Origin of the sequence: Rhodococcus sp. BE178 (assembly GCF_050433545.1) — a bacterium.
Taxonomy (GTDB): Bacteria; Actinomycetota; Actinomycetes; order Mycobacteriales; family Mycobacteriaceae; genus Prescottella.
On sequence record NZ_JBNPXA010000002.1, the window covers coordinates 321,113 to 339,664 of the forward strand.

General features: G+C 68.1%; 19 protein-coding genes. 8 read left to right on the top strand and 11 right to left on the bottom strand.

The genetic code is table 11. From position 1 onward, the window contains the following. Positions 1-50: 50 nt before the first annotated feature. From tatA to pafA, 4 genes are all read right to left on the bottom strand, one after another. Complete coding sequence (tatA, locus tag J2X34_RS05525) at positions 51-317, bottom strand: Sec-independent protein translocase subunit TatA (RefSeq protein ID WP_114723100.1); 267 nt, start codon at positions 315-317, stop codon at positions 51-53. Between the two features lie 213 nt (positions 318-530). Beyond that, on the bottom strand, positions 531-1,502 hold the full coding sequence (locus J2X34_RS05530) for a helix-turn-helix transcriptional regulator (RefSeq protein WP_114723099.1): 972 nt from the start codon (positions 1,500-1,502) through the stop codon (positions 531-533). Beyond that, a complete protein-coding gene (locus J2X34_RS05535; protein ID WP_114723098.1) occupies positions 1,499-2,506 on the bottom strand; it encodes a helix-turn-helix transcriptional regulator in 1,008 nt (335 codons plus the stop codon). Before J2X34_RS05535 ends, J2X34_RS05530 begins: the two co-directional genes overlap by 4 nt. A gap of 89 nt (positions 2,507-2,595) precedes the next feature. Further along, complete coding sequence (pafA, locus tag J2X34_RS05540; RefSeq protein WP_181818863.1) at positions 2,596-3,954, bottom strand: Pup--protein ligase; 1,359 nt, start codon at positions 3,952-3,954, stop codon at positions 2,596-2,598. 117 nt (positions 3,955-4,071) lie between these two features. Between pafA and J2X34_RS05545 the strand changes: the two genes are divergently transcribed. Next, a complete protein-coding gene (locus J2X34_RS05545) occupies positions 4,072-5,490 on the top strand; it encodes a bifunctional phosphatase PAP2/diacylglycerol kinase family protein (RefSeq protein WP_429516428.1) in 1,419 nt (472 codons plus the stop codon). Between the two features lie 4 nt (positions 5,491-5,494). On the opposite strand, the gene prcA is transcribed toward J2X34_RS05545, so the two are convergent. The 5 genes from prcA to J2X34_RS05570 all read right to left on the bottom strand — a co-directional run bounded on the left by prcA (position 5,495) and on the right by J2X34_RS05570 (position 9,443). Further along, the gene (gene prcA, locus J2X34_RS05550; protein WP_254622923.1) at positions 5,495-6,307 is read right to left on the bottom strand and encodes a proteasome subunit alpha; all 813 of its coding nucleotides are present in this window, start codon (positions 6,305-6,307) and stop codon (positions 5,495-5,497) included. Beyond that, positions 6,304-7,140, bottom strand: a complete 837-nt coding sequence (prcB, locus tag J2X34_RS05555; protein WP_114723094.1) for a proteasome subunit beta — start codon at positions 7,138-7,140, stop codon at positions 6,304-6,306. The genes prcA and prcB overlap by 4 nt, the downstream gene beginning before the upstream one ends. Positions 7,141-7,184: 44 nt before the next feature. Next, complete coding sequence (locus J2X34_RS05560; protein ID WP_114723093.1) at positions 7,185-7,379, bottom strand: ubiquitin-like protein Pup; 195 nt, start codon at positions 7,377-7,379, stop codon at positions 7,185-7,187. 130 nt (positions 7,380-7,509) lie between these two features. Continuing rightward, on the bottom strand, positions 7,510-9,009 hold the full coding sequence (gene dop / locus J2X34_RS05565) for a depupylase/deamidase Dop (protein WP_114723092.1): 1,500 nt from the start codon (positions 9,007-9,009) through the stop codon (positions 7,510-7,512). A 50-nt stretch (positions 9,010-9,059) separates the two neighbouring features. Then, entirely contained in the window at positions 9,060-9,443 is a 384-nt protein-coding gene (locus J2X34_RS05570) for a nitroreductase family deazaflavin-dependent oxidoreductase (protein ID WP_429516337.1), read from the bottom strand. A 197-nt stretch (positions 9,444-9,640) separates the two neighbouring features. Between J2X34_RS05570 and J2X34_RS05575 the strand changes: the two genes are divergently transcribed. From J2X34_RS05575 to J2X34_RS05590, 4 genes are all read left to right on the top strand, one after another. Next, on the top strand, positions 9,641-10,282 hold the full coding sequence (locus J2X34_RS05575; RefSeq protein WP_174910134.1) for a dihydrofolate reductase family protein: 642 nt from the start codon (positions 9,641-9,643) through the stop codon (positions 10,280-10,282). Positions 10,283-10,975: 693 nt separating this feature from the next. Further along, a complete protein-coding gene (locus J2X34_RS05580; protein WP_429516338.1) occupies positions 10,976-11,641 on the top strand; it encodes a HEAT repeat domain-containing protein in 666 nt (221 codons plus the stop codon). Positions 11,642-11,653: 12 nt separating this feature from the next. Next, a complete protein-coding gene (locus J2X34_RS05585) occupies positions 11,654-12,673 on the top strand; it encodes a MerR family transcriptional regulator (protein ID WP_429516339.1) in 1,020 nt (339 codons plus the stop codon). A gap of 185 nt (positions 12,674-12,858) precedes the next feature. Next, positions 12,859-13,377, top strand: coding sequence for an NUDIX hydrolase (locus tag J2X34_RS05590; protein WP_429516340.1), 519 nt, complete (start codon positions 12,859-12,861; stop codon positions 13,375-13,377). Positions 13,378-13,392: 15 nt separating this feature from the next. Here the strand turns inward: J2X34_RS05590 and arc are convergent, their stop codons facing one another. Next, complete coding sequence (gene arc / locus J2X34_RS05595) at positions 13,393-15,156, bottom strand: proteasome ATPase (protein WP_114723088.1); 1,764 nt, start codon at positions 15,154-15,156, stop codon at positions 13,393-13,395. Between the two features lie 189 nt (positions 15,157-15,345). Between arc and J2X34_RS05600 the strand changes: the two genes are divergently transcribed. After that, complete coding sequence (locus J2X34_RS05600) at positions 15,346-15,828, top strand: nuclear transport factor 2 family protein (protein WP_429516341.1); 483 nt, start codon at positions 15,346-15,348, stop codon at positions 15,826-15,828. 76 nt (positions 15,829-15,904) lie between these two features. Here the strand turns inward: J2X34_RS05600 and J2X34_RS05605 are convergent, their stop codons facing one another. Beyond that, the gene (locus J2X34_RS05605) at positions 15,905-16,756 is read right to left on the bottom strand and encodes a tRNA (adenine-N1)-methyltransferase (RefSeq protein ID WP_429516342.1); all 852 of its coding nucleotides are present in this window, start codon (positions 16,754-16,756) and stop codon (positions 15,905-15,907) included. A 153-nt stretch (positions 16,757-16,909) separates the two neighbouring features. Between J2X34_RS05605 and J2X34_RS05610 the strand changes: the two genes are divergently transcribed. Together J2X34_RS05610 and J2X34_RS05615 are read left to right on the top strand one after the other, a co-directional pair. Then, on the top strand, positions 16,910-17,725 hold the full coding sequence (locus J2X34_RS05610) for a RecB family exonuclease (protein ID WP_429516429.1): 816 nt from the start codon (positions 16,910-16,912) through the stop codon (positions 17,723-17,725). Next, a complete protein-coding gene (locus J2X34_RS05615) occupies positions 17,722-18,531 on the top strand; it encodes a thioesterase family protein (RefSeq protein WP_114723084.1) in 810 nt (269 codons plus the stop codon). Before J2X34_RS05610 ends, J2X34_RS05615 begins: the two co-directional genes overlap by 4 nt. The last annotated feature ends 21 nt before the right edge of the window (positions 18,532-18,552 follow it).

Sequence of the window (18,552 nt, forward strand, 5' to 3'; positions counted from 1 at the left end):
GCGACGAACCGGGGCGAACGCACTCACCCCGGACGCGTGTGGATCGTGAACTAGGCCGACTTCGGCTCGGTGTGCGCCTGTGGGGTCTCGACCACCGTGGCATCCATCGTCGGCGACGGAAGCTGTGCTGCGGGAGTCGCGGTCGGCGCGGCACTCGAAGCGGTGTTGCCGTCGTTCTGCATCTCCTTGACCTCGCTCTTGAAGATGCGCAACGACCGACCGAGGCCGCGGGCCGCGTCGGGAAGCTTCTTCGAACCGAACAGGATGATGACGACAAGCGCCACAATGGCCCAGTGCCAGGGGCTCATGGCTCCCATTTTTACCTCCAGGTTTCAGATGCCAACGATGCTACCGGACGTGTCTGCGTCGGTCTTGGTGCAAATGTCCTGTTCACCGTGACGTAACAACCAACCGGAGCGGTCTGCGCACATCCCGGCGTACCAGTTCACGCAACCGCCATCAAAAGTTACTCCTTCGGCCCCCTGCGCGTGCCGGATCCACCCGATCCGGCCGGCCTCACGTGTCGCGCTTCACGCCTCCATCGCGTCGTACATCCCCAGTGCCGACCACGCCCGCTCGCGGACCGCCTCGACCAGCTGCGGCGGCTCCAGGACCTTCGCTCCGGAACCGAAGCCGAGAACGAGTCGCGCCATCCATTCCTGGGACCCGTACCGCATCGTCGCCTCGACCGAACCGTCCGGGAGCGTCCGCACCGGAACCATCGGATAGTTGTCCAGAATCCATCCCTGATCGGCAGAGACCTGCAGCACGGCCAGCGGCAGATCGGCGTCGTCGCTGAACAACTCGAGGTGCTCGTCGGTACCGAGTGCCTGCTCGGGTGCCGCCGACGGCTCGTCCAGTTCCTCGGCCGCATCGATCCGGTCGAATCGGAACAGCCGCACCCCCTCGGCCTGCCGGCACCACGCCTGCAGGTAGGTGTGGTCGTCGACGAGCAGCGATCGGATCGGGTCGACGACACGCTCGGACACCGCGTCGCGCGACGCCGAGTAGTACGTCAGGTGCAGGGCGTGATCGTTCTGCAGCGCGGTGCGGACGACCGCCGCCACCGGGTTCTCCGTCGCACCGTCGCCCTCCGGACCGTCGTCGGTCAGCGACCGTCCCCGCGCGGCGCTCCCGGCGGCGGACTCGATCTTCGCGATCGCGCCCTGCGCGGCCGACGGATCGACCATTCCGGGCAGTTCTGCGAGGGACCGCAGAGCCACCAGCAGGACCGTCGCCTCGGTGGACGTCAGCCGCAGTGGCCGATCGATACCGGCCGAGAAGATGACCGAGACCGTGTCCTCGTCGAACGACAGGTCGATCAGATCGCCGGGCCCGTAACCGGGCAGTCCGCAGACCCACAGCTGATCCAGGTCTTTCATCAGGTTCGGCACCGTGACGCCCAGCTCGCGGGCCGCCTGCTCCTTGCTGATGCCCGGATGTGCCATGAAGTACGGCACAAGGTTGAGCAGGCGCGTCAGGCGCGACAATCTCGTGCTCATCGGTCCGCCTCCATGCTCTCGGCTGCGACCCCGGCCGCGAACCGCAACTTCTCCTTCACGTTCGAGCGCAACGACTCCGGCCCCAGCACCAGGGCGTCGACGCCGTGGCCGGCGATCAGTCGAGCCGTCCAGTCCCACGACCGGACCGGAATCTCGAGGACCGTACCGGGCCGTGATCCGAGTTCCCGCGGACCCTGCGCCGTTCCGAGTCGCCGGAGTTCGTGCGCGCGCCCCGCGGCCACCCACACCGTCGCGGTTCCCGTCACCGATCCCGCACCGGTGACCGCGTCGACAATCGCCCGCAGGTCCACGTCGGCCGGCTTGCGGACGACGTTCGACGGCCCCACCGCCCGGACCGGATCACCGATACGCGACAACCGGAACGTCCGGGTCGCATCGCGATCGACGTCGTGACCGACGAGATACCACCGCCCGCGCAGCGTCACCACGCCCCACGGTTCCACCGTCCGCGTGACGAACGGCTCCGTCGGGGCGCCACGATGCTGGAACTCGACCACGCGGCCGGCATCGACGGCCTCGAGCAGTAGCCGCATCGCGGTCTCGGATCCGCGGGTCCGGGCCGGGATCGCCGACACCGGGACGGCGTCGAGATCGGCCTCGACCTGAACGCCCGCCGCGCGCAGCTTCATGAGCGCGCTCTGGGACGCGGACATCAGCTCCGGAGAACCCCACAACCGCACCGCGACCGCGACGGCCGCGGCCTCGGCGGTGTCCAGGTCGACGTCCGGCAGCTCGTAGGCCGTCCGGTCGATCCGGTAGCCCTCGACCGTCGAGAACCGGCCGGCCTGTCCCGTCTCGAGCGGGATGCCCAGATCGCGGAGTTCGTTCTTGTCCCGCTCGAACATCCGGCTGAAGGCCTCGTTGCTCGCAGACTCGTCATAGCCCGCCACGCTCTCCCGGATCTTCTCCGCGGTGAGGAACTGTCGGGTGGAGAGCAGGCAGATGACGAGATTCATCAACCGCTCGACTTTCGCTTTCGCCACGTCGCCGAGCCTAACGGCTCCCGACCAGACCGACCGGTAGCAAAACGGTCGGATCGGGCAGTCGCCGTGGGTGACCGATCACACGGGCGTCACATGGACGCGATCAGCCGCTCCACGCGCTCGTCGACCGAACGGAACGGGTCCTTGCACAGCACCGTCCGCTGCGCCTGATCGTTGAGCTTGAGGTGCACCCAGTCCACCGTGAAGTCGCGGCCCGCATCCTGCGCGGCGGCGATGAACTCACCCCGCAGCTTCGCGCGGGTGGTCTGCGGCGGCGTCTCCACCGCGGCCTCGATGGTCTCGTCCTCGGTGACCCGCTTCGCCAGCCCCTTGCGCTGCAACAGGTCGAACACACCCCGACCGCGCTTGATGTCGTGATACGCCAGGTCGAGTTGGGCGATCTTGGGATCGGCCAGCTCCATGCCGTACTTGTCCTGGTAGCGCTGGAACAGCTTGCGCTTGATCACCCAGTCGATCTCGGTGTCGACCTTCGCGAAATCCTGGTTCTCGACGGCGTCGAGCGCCCGACCCCACAGGTCGACCACCTGGTCCACCTGCGGATCCCGCTCGCGGGTCTGCAGATGCTCGACGGCCCGCGAGTAGTACTCGCGCTGGATGTCGAGCGCACTGGCCTGGCGCCCACCCGCCAGCCGGACCGGACGGCGACCCGTCAGGTCGTGGCTGACCTCACGGATCGCGCGGATCGGGTTGTCGAGAGCGAAGTCACGGAACGGAACGCCCGCCTCGATCATCTCGAGCACCAACGCCGCGGTCCCGACCTTGAGCATGGTCGTGGTCTCGGACATGTTGGAATCGCCGACGATCACGTGCAGACGCCGGTACTTCTCGGCATCGGCGTGGGGCTCGTCGCGCGTGTTGATGATCGGCCGCGACCGGGTCGTCGCGGACGAGACGCCCTCCCAGATGTGCTCCGCCCGCTGCGACAGGCAGAACGTCGCCGCCTTGGGCGTCTGCAGGATCTTGCCCGCACCGCAGATCAACTGACGGGTCACCAGGAACGGGAGCAGGACGTCGGAGATGCGGGAGAACTCCCCCGCGCGGACCACGAGGAAATTCTCGTGGCAACCGTACGAGTTCCCCGCCGAATCGGTGTTGTTCTTGAACAGGTAGATGTCCCCGCCGATGCCCTCTTCGGCGAGCCGCTGCTCGGCGTCGACGAGCAGATCCTCGAGCACGCGCTCACCGGCGCGGTCGTGGTTGACGAGTTGCAGCAGGCTGTCGCACTCGGCGGTCGCGTACTCCGGATGCGACCCGACGTCGAGGTACAGCCGTGCGCCGTTCCGCAGGAACACGTTGGAACTACGGCCCCACGAAACCACTCGCCGGAAGAGGTAACGAGCAACCTCGTCCGGACTCAGCCTTCTATGACCGTGAAAGGTGCAGGTGACACCGAACTCGGTCTCAATTCCCATGATTCGTCGCTGCACACTTCGACAGTACAACGCGGAGCGGATTTGCCACGGCGTTCGCGACGAGGCTCGCGACCCTAGGGTGGGAACGTGGCCGAAGTGAGATGTTTCCCCGAACGTACCGACCGTGTCCTCATGCGCCTGAGCACCGAACTGCCACCGTCGAGACTCGATGGTGGCCTGCGCGCTCTGAGCACCGCAGCCAACCACAGCGTCCTGTGGATCGGCGTCGCCGCCGGGATGGGGCTGGCCGGCGGACGCGCGCGCCGGGCAGCCGTGCGCGGGCTGCTGTCCGTGGCCGGCGCGAGTGCGTTGTCCAATGCCGTGCTCAAACCGATCTTCCCCCGGCGCCGCCCGCCCGAGGGAACGCTCGGGTTCGCGACCCGCCGCGGGCTCCCGGCACCGCGATCGTCGTCGTTCCCGTCGGGGCACTCGGCCTCGGCGGCCGCGTTCGCCACGGGCGTGGCCCTCGAGTTCCCCCTCGCCGGCGTGGCGCTCGCGCCGGTAGCGGCGGCCGTCGCGTACTCCCGGGTCCACACGGGTGTGCACTGGCCGTCCGACGTCGCGGTGGGCCTCGGTGTGGGCGGGGCGGTCGCGCTCGCGACCCGCCGCTGGTGGGCGGTGCGCGACGAGGAGCCGGCGACCCTCGGCCCCGACCGCAGCACCCAGGCACTGCCCGACGGCGAGGGCATGGTGGTGTTCGCCAATCCGGGTTCCGGAACCGAGGACGACGGCGTCCGCGCCGAACTCGAGTCCCTGCTGCCGAGGGCGGTCGTGGTCGAATTCGATGCCGATCGCGACTTCGATCAGCAACTCGACGAGGTGATCTCGACCCGCTTCCCCAAAGCTCTCGGGGTGTACGGCGGCGACGGGACGGTCGTGACCGTGGCCTCCGCCGCCGTCCGACACGACCTGCCGCTGGCGGTGTTCCCCGGGGGAACCCTCAATCACTTCGCCCGAGACGCCGGCGTCGGCGACGTCGCGTCCACCGCGGACGCGATCGCGAAGGGCAGCGCCGAGGTGGTGGACCTGGGCCGTGTACGGGTGGACGGCCGCCAGGAATCGACCTTCGTCAACACCGCAAGCCTCGGCGGGTACCCGGACTCGGTGCGACTCCGGGAGCGTTGGCAGCCTCGGCTCGGCAAGTGGCCGGCCGCCGCGTTCGCGATGGTGCGGGTCCTGGCATCGGCGGAACCGCTGACCGTGACCATCGACGGCGCCGAGCATGCGGTGTGGATGTTGTTCGTCGGCAACGGCCGGTACGCCCCCGCCGATCAGGTACCGATGTCACGCCCGGACATTCACCGCGGCACGCTCGACGTGCGGTACCTGCTGGCCGACCGCCGATTCTCGCGGCTGAGACTCGTCGCGGCAGCGCTGACGGGCACCCTGGGTGCGTCCACCACCTACGTGCAGAAGAACACCGACGCGGTGACCATCGAGATAGACGGTGATCCGGTCGCCCTGGCGACCGACGGCGAGGTGGTCGCCGACGGGCGCCTGTTCCAGTTCCGGAGCGAACCGCACCGCGTGGTGCTCTACCGCAAGCTGTAGCGGTCTAGGCGGTGTCCCCGGTCCCGGGGGCATCGCCTTCCGCGTCCGGCTTCTTCTCGCTCGTCTCGGCGGCCGGGCCGCCGTTGTCGCCCTGCGGGGCGGGCGGCACCGGCAGCAGCGATTCGAGCACGCTGCCGGAGATTCGCCGGAAGGTGCGCCGCGGACGGGACTGGTCGAGCACCGCGACCTCGAGGCTCGACACCCCGAGCGTGCGGCGATCGGAATCCCCGTTGCCCGACGACGTTCCGTCCTGCAGTGCCTTGACCGCGACCGCAACGGCCTCGGCGAGGTCCATTCCCGTGCGGTACGACTCGCGCAGCGCGGTGACGATCGGCTCGGTGGTGCCGCCCATGACGACGAACTGCTGCTCGTCGACGATCGATCCGTCGTAGGTGATCCGGTACAGCTGCGCCTGCGGCGGGGCCTCCTGCGGGCCGACCTCGGCCACGCAGATCTCCACCTCGTACGGCTTGGGCTGCTCGGTGAAAATCGTGCCGAGCGTCTGCGCGTATCCATTGGCGAGCGAACGCCCGGTCACGTCACGCCGGTCGTAGGAGTACCCGCGCATGTCGGCATGCACGATGCCGGCACGCCGCAGATTCTCGAACTCGTTGTACTTGCCGACCGCCGCGAAACCGAGCCGGTCGTACAGCTCACTCACCTTGTGCAGCGCGGTGGACGGATTCTCCGCCACGAACAGGACGCCGTCCGCGAACGTGAGCACGATGACGCTGCGGCCGCGCGCAATTCCCTTGCGCGCCAGCTCCGAGCGATCGCGCATGATCTGCTCGGCGGAGGCGTAGTACGGCAACGTCATCGCGGGGTGCGTCCTTCCTCGGTGCGGTCTGCCACGACGGCGCGAGCCAGTTCGGCGGTGCGCTCGACCGGCACGTTCACTGCGCCGTCGGCAGTGATCGAGACCGCCGTCGGGTAGATCGCCCGAACCAGGTCCGGTCCGCCGGTGGCCGAGTCGTCGTCGGCCGCGTCGTACAGAGCCTCGATGGCCATCCGGAGCGCCGAGTCCTCGTCGGCGCCTTCCCGGTAGAGCTTCTTGAGCGACGACTTCGCGAACAGGGATCCGGATCCGACCGCGTGGTACCCGGCGCGTTCCTCGTACCGCCCGCCCACGACGTCGTACGAGACGATGCGCCCGGCGCGTTCGGTGTCGGAGGCGTCCAGATCGAAGCCCACCAGCAGCGGGACGACCGCCAGGCCTTGCATCGCGGCGCCCAGGTTGCCACGGACCATCGACGACAGGCGGTTGGCCTTGCCGTCGAAGGTCAGCTGGACCCCCTCGATCTTCTCGTAGTGCTCGAGCTCGACGGCGAACAGCCGTACCAGTTCGATCGCGACGCCCGCAGTGCCGGCGATCCCGGCCGCGGAGTAGTCGTCGGTGACGAACACCTTCTCGACGTCGCGGCTCGCGATGAGGTTGCCCATCGTGGCTCGCCGGTCGCCGGCGATCACGACGCCGCCGGCGAACGTCAGCGCGACGATCGTGGTCCCGTGCGGTGCGATGTCCGCACTCTCGCCGTCAGAACCGATGCGGCTCATGTTCGTTCGATTTCCGGGGAGCAGCTCCGGTGCGTGGATGCGCAGGTGCTCGGTGAACGAGGACAGGTTCGAACCGTAGGCGAACCCGGTGTTCATCCCGAGGCCGCCGACGGTCGACGGCACCCCTGCACGATCCGCCCTCACTGGCCGCCCTTCTGGACATAGGCACGCACGAAGTCCTCCGCGTTCTCCTCGAGCACGTCGTCGATCTCGTCGAGCAGATCGTCGGTGTCCTCCGCGAGCTTCTCGCGACGTTCCTGCCCGGCCGCGCCCTCACCGATCGGGGCATCGTCGTCGTCTCCGCCACCAGTGCGCTTGGTCTGCTCCTGGGCCATGGCCACCGACCTCCTCGTTACCGCGGACTCGTCGGAGCACACCTCCGACGGACGTCCTACTCGGACCCTAACCCTACCGATCACCAGTGGCTTCGGGGCTGCAAGCGCGCGGCGCGGCTCGCCGGTGTGATCAGTTCGTAAGCTGATCGACCAGCTCAGCGGCCGAATCCACCGAGTCGAGGAGTTCGCCGACATGCGCGCGGCTGCCCCGCAGCGGCTCCAGGGTCGGAATCCGGACCAACGACTCACCGCCGAGGTCGAAGATCACCGAATCCCAGCTCGCTGCCGCTATATCCGCACCGAACCTGCGCAGGCATTCGCCGCGGAAGAAGGCGCGTGTGTCGGTCGGCGGGTTGTGGACCGCGTCCAGCACCTGCTGCTCGCTGACGAGCCGTTCCATCGAGCCGCGCGCCACCAGCCGGTTGTAGAGCCCCTTTTCCAGCCGGACGTCGGAGTACTGCAGATCGATCATGTGCAGTCGAGGCGCCGACCACGACAGCCCCTCGCGGTTCCGGAATCCCTCGAGGAGGCGGAGTTTCGCGGGCCAGTCGAGCAGGTGTGCACATTCCATCGGGTCACGTTCGAGCAGATCGAGCACCATGGCCCACTTGTCGATGATGTCCGCGACCCGGGGATCGTCGTTGCCCTCGCTGTCCACGAACTTCGCGACGCGATCGAGGTAGATCCGCTGCAGTGCAAGCCCGGTGAGTTCACGACCGTCCGCGAGGGCGACGGTCGCACGCAGGGTCGGGTCGTGGCTGATGTGGTGGACGGCGGTGACCGGGCGCGCGAGCTGCAGGTCGGACAGGTCGACGCCGGCCTCGATGAGATCGAGCACAAGCGCGGTGGTACCGACCTTCAGGTACGTCGACATCTCCGCAAGGTTGGCGTCGCCGATGATCACGTGCAGTCGGCGGTATTTGTCGGCGTCGGCGTGCGGCTCGTCGCGCGTGTTGATGATTCCCCGCTTGAGAGTCGTCTCGAGTCCCACTTCGACCTCGATATAGTCGGCACGCTGAGACAGCTGGAAACCGGCCTCGTCGCCGGACTGCCCGATGCCGACGCGTCCGGAACCGCAGATCACCTGGCGGGAAGCGAAGAACGGGGACAGCCCGGTGATCACGGCGGAGAAGGGCGTCTCGCGGGACATCAGGTAGTTCTCGTGGGTGCCGTACGACGCGCCCTTGCCGTCGACGTTGTTCTTGTACAGCTGCAGGCGCGGGGTCCCCGGAACACTGGACGCGTGCCGTGCGGCCGCCTCCATCACCCGCTCCCCGGCCTTGTCCCAGATCACCGCGTCGATCGGGTCGGTCACCTCGGGCGCCGAGTACTCCGGGTGCGCGTGGTCGACGTACAGCCGCGCCCCGTTGGTGAGGATCATGTTCGCGGCGCCGACCTCGTCCGCGTCGATCACGGGCGCGGGACCGCTGAGCCGGCCCAGGTCGAATCCGCGGGCATCGCGCAGCGGCGACTCCACTTCGTAGTCCCACCGGGTGCGCTTCGCACGGGGCACCCCCGCGGCCGCCGCATAGGCGAGCACCGCCTGGGTGGAGGTCAGAATCGGGTTCGCCGAAGGCTCGGTGGGCGAAGAGATGCCGTACTCGACCTCGATACCGATGATCCGCTGCATGGCACGAGCCTAGAGCGTTCCGCGCCCCCGCACCCCGAGGACCACGTCGCTCACCGTTCCGTGACCCGGCCTTGGAGGTACGAATCGGCACCGATCCTCCGCAGCACCAGAGCGACCGGAGCCGGTGCCCACCGTGCCCCGCGGTCCACCTCGAGACGCGGCTCGTCGAGATGAAGGACGCGGCCGCGCACCGTGATGTCGCACTCCCCCGCCGCCAGGACGTTGCGCGCCCAGTCGCTGTCGGTGCCGTACGTCAACGCGAAGCGGTACCCGTTTCCGATCCGAAACGCGTTGACCGGTGTCCGATACGTGCGCCCCGATCGTCTACCACGATGGTGCACCACCGCGAACCCGGGCAGATACCCGGCGACGCGGACCACCACACGATTGAGTCCGACCCGGTTGGCCCGGGCGAGTGAACGTGGAAGGGGCACGATGCCACCACCTCTCGTCCATAGCAGCGTATCGCCGGACCGGTCCGACGCGTGACGCGTTCTCGGATGGACCGCCCGACAACCGGCCTCATCTGATTCAGTGGCCGGAGAGTGTTCGCCAGCGCGTCGGCGATGAGTTTTTCCGGCCTGCGAAGTCTGAACCTCCGCAACCATCATCCAGAGTGCGGGAGATCCGAGTGGAACAACTATTGAGAGTCCAGAACTTCAACGTTTCGAGCGACGGAATCGCCGCCGGTGAGGACCAGAGCCTCGAGTGTCCGTTCGGGCTCGATCCTGGCGAAATGCTCGCCTGGGCAGGCGCCACAGCGAGCTGGCCCATGCGCACCGACCCCGGGGGCAGCCTCGGTCTCGACGACTATTTCACCCGAGACTTTGCACGCAACATCGGTGCCGAAATCATGGGGCGCAACAAATTCAGCCCCCACCGCGGACCCTGGAACGACCATGAGTGGCGCGGCTGGTGGGGCGACGAACCACCGTTCCACACCCCGGTATTCGTCATGACCCACCACGAGCGGCCTTCCTTCACGCTCGCCGACACCACGTTCCACTTCGTCGACGGCGACCCCGCCACGATCCTCGAGCAGGCGCGCCAGGCGGCCGAGGGCAAGGACGTCCGACTCGGCGGCGGAGTCACCACCATTAGGCAGTTTCTCGACGCCGATCTCGTCGACACCATGCACGTGGCGGTCTCACCGGTGAAATTCGGATCCGGACTGCGACTCTGGGAGTCACCCGATGAGCTCCGCGACCGATTCCATCTGGAGATCGTGCCCAGCCCGAGCGGCGTGACCCACCACCTGTTCTGGCGGAAATGATCTGAGTGGCCGCTCCGGGCTCCGGAGCGGGCTCGCTCGATTCAACGTCATCGACCTGCGATGCAACGGAGATGCAACGGTGACCATGGGACCGTCTCTCCAGGTGTTCCCACGCGTCGGGGGTGGGATGACCTTCAGCGAAGCGGTGCCCGAGCCCAGTCGGGGTTGGGCTCGGGCACCACTGCGCCGACTTTATCCACCAGCGCCACGATTCGTGGCGACTGTGCTCTGACTCTCAATCAGGACCAATCGTGTCGGGGCACACACCGATCCGGATGGAGCCCTCCGACGAGTGCCGACCGGAGCCGACTCCCTGCGCATCGCGCGAAACGCGATGCGCTGCAGTCCGACACGGGCTCGATGTCCGGTCCGGTCAGCCGGCAACCAGGTCCATGCGCAGGAACTCCCCTGATGCGAGAACGACCAGATATCCGCCTTCGACGGGAAACGCATCGAGCGGCGTGGGGTCCGTGGGGGCGCGTCACGAGCCGGACGTTCGTCGAGCTCCATACGATTTCCAGATTGCAGGACTTACGTATGTAAGGCTGATCCGCCACGCCCTCCAGCCGGGCTACAACCATGCGAGCGAGTTCAGCTACGGACCGGACCTGATTCTGGATGCGCTCGAAGCCCGCCGGATGTAGACACTTGACCCTGACACTGTGACAAGGGCTCGAATGGTCGACGAAGGAGGTGGTTGTCGTGAACACAACCAACCATGGTGGGCCGGATGCTCACCTCGTCGAGGCTCTGGCCACAGCCGACCCGTCGAGTCGTCTGCGGGCCGCGATGTCAGCAGGCACACGCCGCGATCCGCGCCTGACGGAAACCCTCGTCGCCCGGTGTGCCATGGAACCAGACTTCTTCGTTCGCGATATGCTGACCTGGGCGCTGTGCCGTCTACCGGTCGAGAGCACGGCGCCGAGGCTGCTCGCGGAGCTCGGGTCCGATACCCCGCAGGCCCGCAGCCAGGCGCTGCACACCCTGTCGAAGATCGGGGATCGACGCGCCTGGCCCGCGGTGTCGGCACTCCTCCACGACGAGCACGACGAGGTCGCGCGCAGTGCGTGGCGGGCGGCCGTGGCGCTCGTGCCGTCCGACGCCGAGGGCGAACTCGCGGCCGATCTGGCGACCGGACTCGGACGGGGCGACCGGGACATGCAGCTCAGCCTGAGCCGTGCGCTTGCGGGACTCGGGGACGCCGCCGCACCGGTCCTGGATGCCGCCATGGCGAGTCCCGATCCGCACGTTCGCGCCCATGCCGCGGCCACCGAGCGGCTCCGTCGCGATCCCGACAGCGGGTTCACGCTCTCGGTCGAGATGGCGAAGCGCGTCGCCGTTGCCGGTTCGGACAGGTGAGGAGGAGTTGGGTTGTTGATCGGTGAGGTCTCGCGGCGTTCCGGGGTCAGCACACGCATGTTGCGCCACTACGACGCACTGGGACTGGTGACGCCGTCGGACCGCACGTCCGGCGGCTACCGCGAGTACTCCGCCGACGACATCCGGCGCCTCTTCCACGTCGAGAGCCTCCGGACCCTCGGACTGACCTTGGACGAGGTCAGACGCGCACTCGACGAACCCGGTTTCGCGCCGGCCGATCTGGTGGGCGACCTGATCCGGCACACGCGCCAACGGATAGCCGCGGAGGAGGAACTGCTCGCGAAACTCGAGCACGTCGACTCCGCGGCCCCGGCGGAGTGGGACGACGTCCTGCGCACCGTCGCCCTGTTGCGCGCGCTCGAATCGGAGTCCGGGGCCCGACGGCAGCAGGCGATCCTGTCGCAGGACGGGAAGGCGACACTGCCCGTCGAGGCGCTGGTCGAGGCGGCCCTGTCGGAGGACGACCCCAATGTCGCCGGAGCCCTGCAGTGGTCGTTGGCGAGGACCGGCGGCCAGGGCTTGGCGGATCTGGCCGCCGGCCTGGATTCGGAGGTCGTGGACGTCCGGCGCCGTGCAATTTCGGCGATCTCGGCAGTGCGCGCCGCGGAGGCGACCGTGCTTCTGCGGCGCGCACTCGACGATTCGGACGCCACGGTCCGCGAGCGTGCGGCCCTCGCTCTCGGCTCCCGGGGCAGTACCGATTCGATGCCGATCCTCCTCGGCATGGTCTTCGGGGGACGCAGCGATGTCGAGGCTGCGGAGGTTCTGGGCTTTCTGGCGGCGGTCTCTCCCATGGCCGACGATGTCGTCGAGGTCATGCAGGACAAGCTCGACAGCGCGTACGACGCGGCCACTCGGCTGCGGATCACGCAGGCGCTGGCGGAGATTCCCGGCTCGGCGGCACGCCGGGCCCTCGACCGATTGGCCCGCGACGCCGACCGGACCATCGCGGCCACCGCGGCAGCGATCGTGCACACGCTGGACCGCAGACGGAGGCACCACCGCTTCTGAACCATCTCTTCACGGACAGGGTTTCGGAACGTGGACGCCTGAGGTCACCGAGTTCCGAGTAGGCCGTGTCGACGTGGCCGCATCGCTCCGCCTTCGATTCGTCGGTCGGGTACACCCGATGACGGTGACGCCTGCAGCCTGATCCGGCGAGCGTGCCGGACGAACTTGGGTGCGACGATGACTCCATGGACGAAGTGGTCTCGGTCTACGACGCGCACGGCACGGTGATCGGTGCCGCGCCACGCACCCGGGTGTACGCCGAGGGGCTCTGGCACGCGAGCGCGGGCGTGCTGCTGCGCTCGCTCGACGGGGAACGCATCTACGTGCACCGACGCTCGGCGGACAAGGCGGTGTTCGCAGGCATGCACGACTGCCTGGCCGGCGGCGTCGTCGACCCCGGCGAGACCCCGGAGGTCACCGCGCGGCGCGAACTCGCCGAGGAACTCGGCGTCACCGGTGTGGATCTGTCACCCGTTTCCCGGATCGCGTGGGACGGAACGTGGGACGGCGCGCCCCTACGCTGCCACCTGTTCGCGTTCGAGGCCCGCTACGACGGCCCGATCCACCACCAGCCCAGCGAGATCACCGACGGCTGGTGGTGGAGCGAGCAGACACTGCGCGAACACCTGCAGGACCCGGAGTGGCCGTTCGTGCCGGACACCCGGGACCTGCTGGGCGACTACTTCGATCGAACCGCGTCCTAGACGGTCCGAGCGGTCCTAGAGGTACTGACCGGTGTTGGACTCGGTGTCGATGGCGCGGCTGGCACTGGCGTTCTTGCCCGTGACCAGTGTGCGGATGTAGACGATCCGCTCGCCCTTCTTGCCGGAGATCCGGGCCCAGTCGTCGGGATTGGTGGTGTTCGGCAGGTCCTCGTTCTCGGAGAACTCGTCGACGATCGAATCGAACACGTGCTGCACCCGCAGACCCGGCGACCCCGTCTCGAGCACCGACTTGATCGCGTACTTCTTGGACCGGTCCACAATGTTCTGGATCATGGCGCCGGAGTTGAAGTCCTTGAAGTACAGGACCTCCTTGTCCCCGTTGGCGTACGTGACCTCCAGGAAACGGTTGTCGTCGCTCTCGGCGTACATCCGGTCCACGACCCGCTCGATCATCGCCTTGACGCACGCCGGCCGGTCGCCGTTGAACTCGGCGAGGTCGTCGGCGTGCAGCGGCAGGGTCTCGGTCAGGTACTTCGAGAAGATGTCCTGCGCGGACTCGGCGTCCGGGCGTTCGATCTTGATCTTCACGTCGAGCCGGCCGGGTCGCAGGATCGCGGGGTCGATCATGTCCTCGCGGTTGGATGCACCGATCACGATGACGTTCTCGAGGCCCTCGACGCCGTCGATCTCGCTGAGGAGCTGCGGGACGACGGTGGTCTCGACGTCGGACGACACACCCGATCCGCGGGTCCGGAAGATCGAGTCCATCTCGTCGAAGAACACGATCACCGGGGTGCCCTCGGACGCCTTCTCCCGCGCCCGCTGGAAGATCATCCGGATGTGACGTTCGGTCTCACCGACGAACTTGTTCAGCAGCTCCGGTCCCTTGATGTTGAGGAAGTAGGACTTGGCTTCCTTGCTGTCCTGCCCTCGGGATTCGGCGATCTTCTTCGCGAGGGAGTTCGCGACGGCCTTGGCGATGAGCGTCTTGCCGCAGCCCGGCGGGCCGTACAGCAGGACACCCTTGGGCGGTCGCAGCGCATACTCGTGGAACAGATCCTTGTGCAGGAACGGCAGTTCGACGGCGTCCCGGATCTGCTCGATCTGCCGGCCCAGGCCACCGATGTCGTTGTAGCCGACGTCCGGGACCTCCTCGAGAACGAGATCCTCGACCTCGGCCTTGGGAATGCGCTCGAAGGCGTACCCGGCCTTGGTGTCGACCAGCAGGGAATCGCCCGGCCGCAACCGGCGCAACGGGGAATCCGGATCCTTCACGCCGTCCTCGGCGGCGATCTCGGCGAGCGGCGCAGCGAGCCAGACGACCCGCTCCTCGTCCGCGTGACCCACCACCAGTGCGCGCTCTCCGTCGTCGAGAACCTCACGCAGAGCGCAGATCTCACCGACCCGCTCGAACCTGGTGGCCTCGACGATCGTGAGCGCCTCGTTGAGGCGAACGGTCTGCCCCATGTTCAGCGTCTCGGTGTCGACATTGGGTGAACACGTCAGACGCATCTTGCGCCCCGACGTGAACACGTCGACGGTCTGATCGTCGTGGATACCGAGGAGCACGCCGTATCCACTAGGAGGCTGTCCCAGCCGATCCACCTCTTCGCGCAGGGCGATGAGCTGCTGCCGGGCTTCCTTCAGGGTGTCCATCAGTTTGCCGTTGCGGATAGTGAGCGAGTCGACGCGTGACTCCAACTCCCGCAACTGCTCGGGCGACTCCGCGAGTTGCCTACGGAGCGTCGCCGCCTCCGCCCGCAAGGCGTCGAGTTCGCGCACCGCCGCAACCGGGTCCGGATTCTCTGTCGGGTTCATGTGCCGCTCCTCCCAGTCCGATCTATCAACGCTACCGGCACCGGGGGCAAAGCGTGACGCGACACGTGCCCGAGCTTCCTCCCGGACTGCCCGGAATCCCGAGATCCACCCGAACCGACCATGTTAGCCTTACCTTCGTTCCGGCCGGTAACGACCGACCGAGTCCAGAAAACGAAAGGCCCAACCACCGTGATCATCCGCAAATCGCTCGTCGCCGCCGGCGTCCTGGTCGCCGCCCTCGGGATGACGGCGTGCAGCTCCGAAGACTCCTCGGATTCCTCGGACAGCGCCGCTGCCACCACGTCGGCCGCCGCGTCGACGACGTCGGCTGCATCCGCCGCGGCCCCGTCCACGGAGGTTCTGCAGGCGCAGCTCACCACGTTCTTCGATCCCAACGCCGCCGCGACCGCGAAGGCCGCGGTGGTCGAGAACGGTGAGCAGCGCGCCGCACTGCTCGAGCAGCTCAATGGTGTTCTCGCCGGTTACCCGCTGACCGCCGAGGTCAAGGAGGTCACCGTCGAGGGCGGCACCGCGACCGCGGTCACCCAGATCGCCGGACCGCACGGCGGGGCGCCGGTGCCCGTGACCTTCACGCAGAAGGACGGCGCGTGGGTGATCTCGGACGCCAGCACCTGCGAGATCCTCGGCATGGGCAAGGTCAGCTGCAGCTGACCTTCCGGCGGGCTCCCCGCATTCGCTGAGGGACCCTTCGTGCGCTCACAGCGCACGAAGGGTCCCTTCGGTCGGTTCAGCCCTTGCTGGGGCGGCGCTGCGGCTTGGGGGTCACGGTGCCCTCCGCGAGGCGGCGGGCGGTGACGAGGAACGCGGTGTGGCCCTGCATCCGGTGTTCCGGACGCACCGCGAGGCCGACGACGTGCCACCCACGCACCATCGATTCCCACGAACGCGGCTCGGTCCAGCACTCCTGCTCACGCATCGCCTCGACGACCTTCGACAGCTGGGTCGTGGTCGCGACGTAGACGACGAGCACGCCGCCGGGAACCAGCGCCTTCGACACGGCGGGCAGCACATCCCACGGGGCCAGCATGTCCAGCACGACGCGGTCGACCTTGCCGTCGACGTCGGCGTCGTACTGCGCGAGGTCGGTGATGGTCAGGTCCCAGTTCTCGGGCCGTCCGCCGAAGAAGGTCTCCACGTTCCGCACGGCGTGCTCGGCGTGATCCTCGCGGACCTCGTACGAGATGACCTTGCCGGTCGGCCCGACGGCCCGCAGCAGCGAACACGTCAGCGCGCCCGAGCCCGCCCCGGCCTCGAGGACCCGGGCACCCGGGAACACATCGCCCTCGTGCACGATCTGCGCGGCGTCCTTGGGGTAGATCACCTGCGCGCCGCGCGGCATCGACAGCACGTAGTCCGTGAGCAGGGGCCGCAACGCCAGGTACGGCGTGCCGTTGGTGGACGTGACGACGGTGCCCTCGTCGGAGCCGATGAGGTTGTCGTGCAGGATGCCGCCGCGGTGCGTGTGGAACTCCTTGCCCGGTTCCAGGACCACCGTGTACTTCCGGCCCTTGGCATCGGTGAGTTGGACGCGGTCACCGACCTGAAAAGGTCCGCTACGTCCCAGTCCGCCTGATGCCATCTCGCGCCCACTCCATTCGTTCGTCCGGCCGACACCGTGTCGGACCCAGCGCATAGCCTGCCAGGTGTGAGCATCACCGTTCCGACGCCCCCTGTCCCCGACGGCCGCGCGGTCGCGCAGTCGCCGGATCGAGGGGCGGTTCGCCGACCGGCGCTGTCACCGTCGCGGGCGAGCGACTTCAAGCAGTGCCCGCTGCTGTACCGCTTCCGCGCGGTCGACCGCATCCCCGAGGCACCGTCGAAGGCACAGGTGAGGGGCACCGTGGTGCACGCGGCTCTCGAATCGCTGTTCGCGCTGCCACGCGCCGATCGGGTGCCGGAGCGGGCCCGCGAGCTGGTGGAACCCGCGTGGGAGCGCCTCCTGGAGTCCTCCCCCGAACTCGCCGATCTGGTCGGCCCCGCGGAGCGCGGGCAATTCCTCACGGAGGCACGGCGGCTCGTGTCCGGGTACTACAAGCTCGAGGATCCCACCCGGTTCGATCCCGAGTCGTGTGAGCTCCGGGTGGAGACCGAGCTCGACGACGGTGTCCTGTTGCGCGGGTTCGTCGATCGCATCGACGTGTCACCGACCGGTCTGCTGCGGGTGGTCGATTACAAGACGGGTCGGGCGCCGTGGGAGATGGGCGAGTCCAAGGCGCTGTTCCAGATGAAGTTCTACGCCCTGGTGCTCATGAGGACGCGCGGCATCGTGCCGGCACAGCTGCAGCTGCTGTATCTGGGCGACAGTCAGGCGCTGACGTACCAGCCGGAGGAGGACGAGCTTCGCCGCTTCGAGCGGACCCTGTCGGCGATCTGGAGGGCCATCCTCGACTCCGGGGCCACCGGTGACTTCCGCCCCAATCCGGGGCGATTGTGTGATTGGTGCAACCATAAGACGCGTTGCCCCGCCTTCGGAGGAACACCGCCCCCGTATCCGGGCTGGCCGGTTCCCGCGGAGGAAAGTTCGGAGTTCGAGGAGACAGTCGAGTGAGTGATCAGGCCTACTACATCCCGTTGGGACGCACCGGAGACGGCGCCGAGCTCTTCGGGTCGACGCCGCTGACGGCGAGCACGTGGGCCGACACGATGCAGCACGGTGCGCCGCCTTCGGCGCTGCTCGTGCGGGCACTCGAGCGCTGCGGCGACCGGCCCGACACCCGCCTGACCCGCGTTGTCGTCGAGATCCTGGGACCGATCCCGATCACCGACATCGAGGTCCGCTCGTGGATCGAGCGTCCCGGCAAGCGCGTCGAACTCGTCGTCGCGGAACTGTGGGCGGCGGGACCGGACGGTACGTCCCGCGCCGTCGCACGCGGCACCGGCTGGCGCATGGAGACGGTGGCCACCACCGCCGTCGTGCACACCGCGGACGCTCCCCTGCGCCCGGTGTCGGAGGCGCACGAGGTCGAGCTGGGTGGCCCGTTCTGGGGCACCGGATTCGTCAAGAGCCTGGAGTGGCGCTGGCTCGCCGAGATCGGCTGCGAGGGACCCGGTCAGATGTGGGCGCGCCCGATTCCCGTTCTGGTCGAGGGTGAGTCGCTCACCCCGATCCAGCGGCTGTTCACGGTCGCCGACGTCTCCAACGGTGCCGGCGCCAAGATCGACCCCGCGGAGTGGACATTCCTCAACACCGACCTGACGGTGCACCTGTTCCGCGTCCCCGAGGGTGAGTGGATCGGGCTGTCGTCGGAGACGTCGTACGGGCCCGACGGTGTCGGCATGTGCGCCGGCGTCATCCACGACGAGACCGGTGCGGTCGGCCGCATCAACCAGACCCTGCAGATCCGCGCCCGCTAGACCCGGACACGCCGACGGCGG

Excerpts from the sequence above, each read along its gene's own strand:
- tatA (WP_114723100.1), bottom strand. The coding sequence starts at position 317 with ATGGGAGCCATGAGCCCCTGGCACTGGGCCATTGTGGCGCTTGTCGTC.
- J2X34_RS05530 (WP_114723099.1), bottom strand. The coding sequence starts at position 1,502 with ATGAGCACGAGATTGTCGCGCCTGACGCGCCTGCTCAACCTTGTGCCG.
- J2X34_RS05545 (WP_429516428.1), top strand. The coding sequence starts at position 4,072 with ATGCGCCTGAGCACCGAACTGCCACCGTCGAGACTCGATGGTGGCCTG.
- prcA (WP_254622923.1), bottom strand. The coding sequence starts at position 6,307 with ATGACGTTGCCGTACTACGCCTCCGCCGAGCAGATCATGCGCGATCGC.
- prcB (WP_114723094.1), bottom strand. The coding sequence starts at position 7,140 with ATGAACACCGGGTTCGCCTACGGTTCGAACCTGTCCTCGTTCACCGAG.
- J2X34_RS05560 (WP_114723093.1), bottom strand. The coding sequence starts at position 7,379 with ATGGCCCAGGAGCAGACCAAGCGCACTGGTGGCGGAGACGACGACGAT.
- dop (WP_114723092.1), bottom strand. The coding sequence starts at position 9,009 with ATGCAGCGGATCATCGGTATCGAGGTCGAGTACGGCATCTCTTCGCCC.
- J2X34_RS05590 (WP_429516340.1), top strand. The coding sequence starts at position 12,859 with ATGGACGAAGTGGTCTCGGTCTACGACGCGCACGGCACGGTGATCGGT.
- arc (WP_114723088.1), bottom strand. The coding sequence starts at position 15,156 with ATGAACCCGACAGAGAATCCGGACCCGGTTGCGGCGGTGCGCGAACTC.
- J2X34_RS05605 (WP_429516342.1), bottom strand. The coding sequence starts at position 16,756 with ATGGCATCAGGCGGACTGGGACGTAGCGGACCTTTTCAGGTCGGTGAC.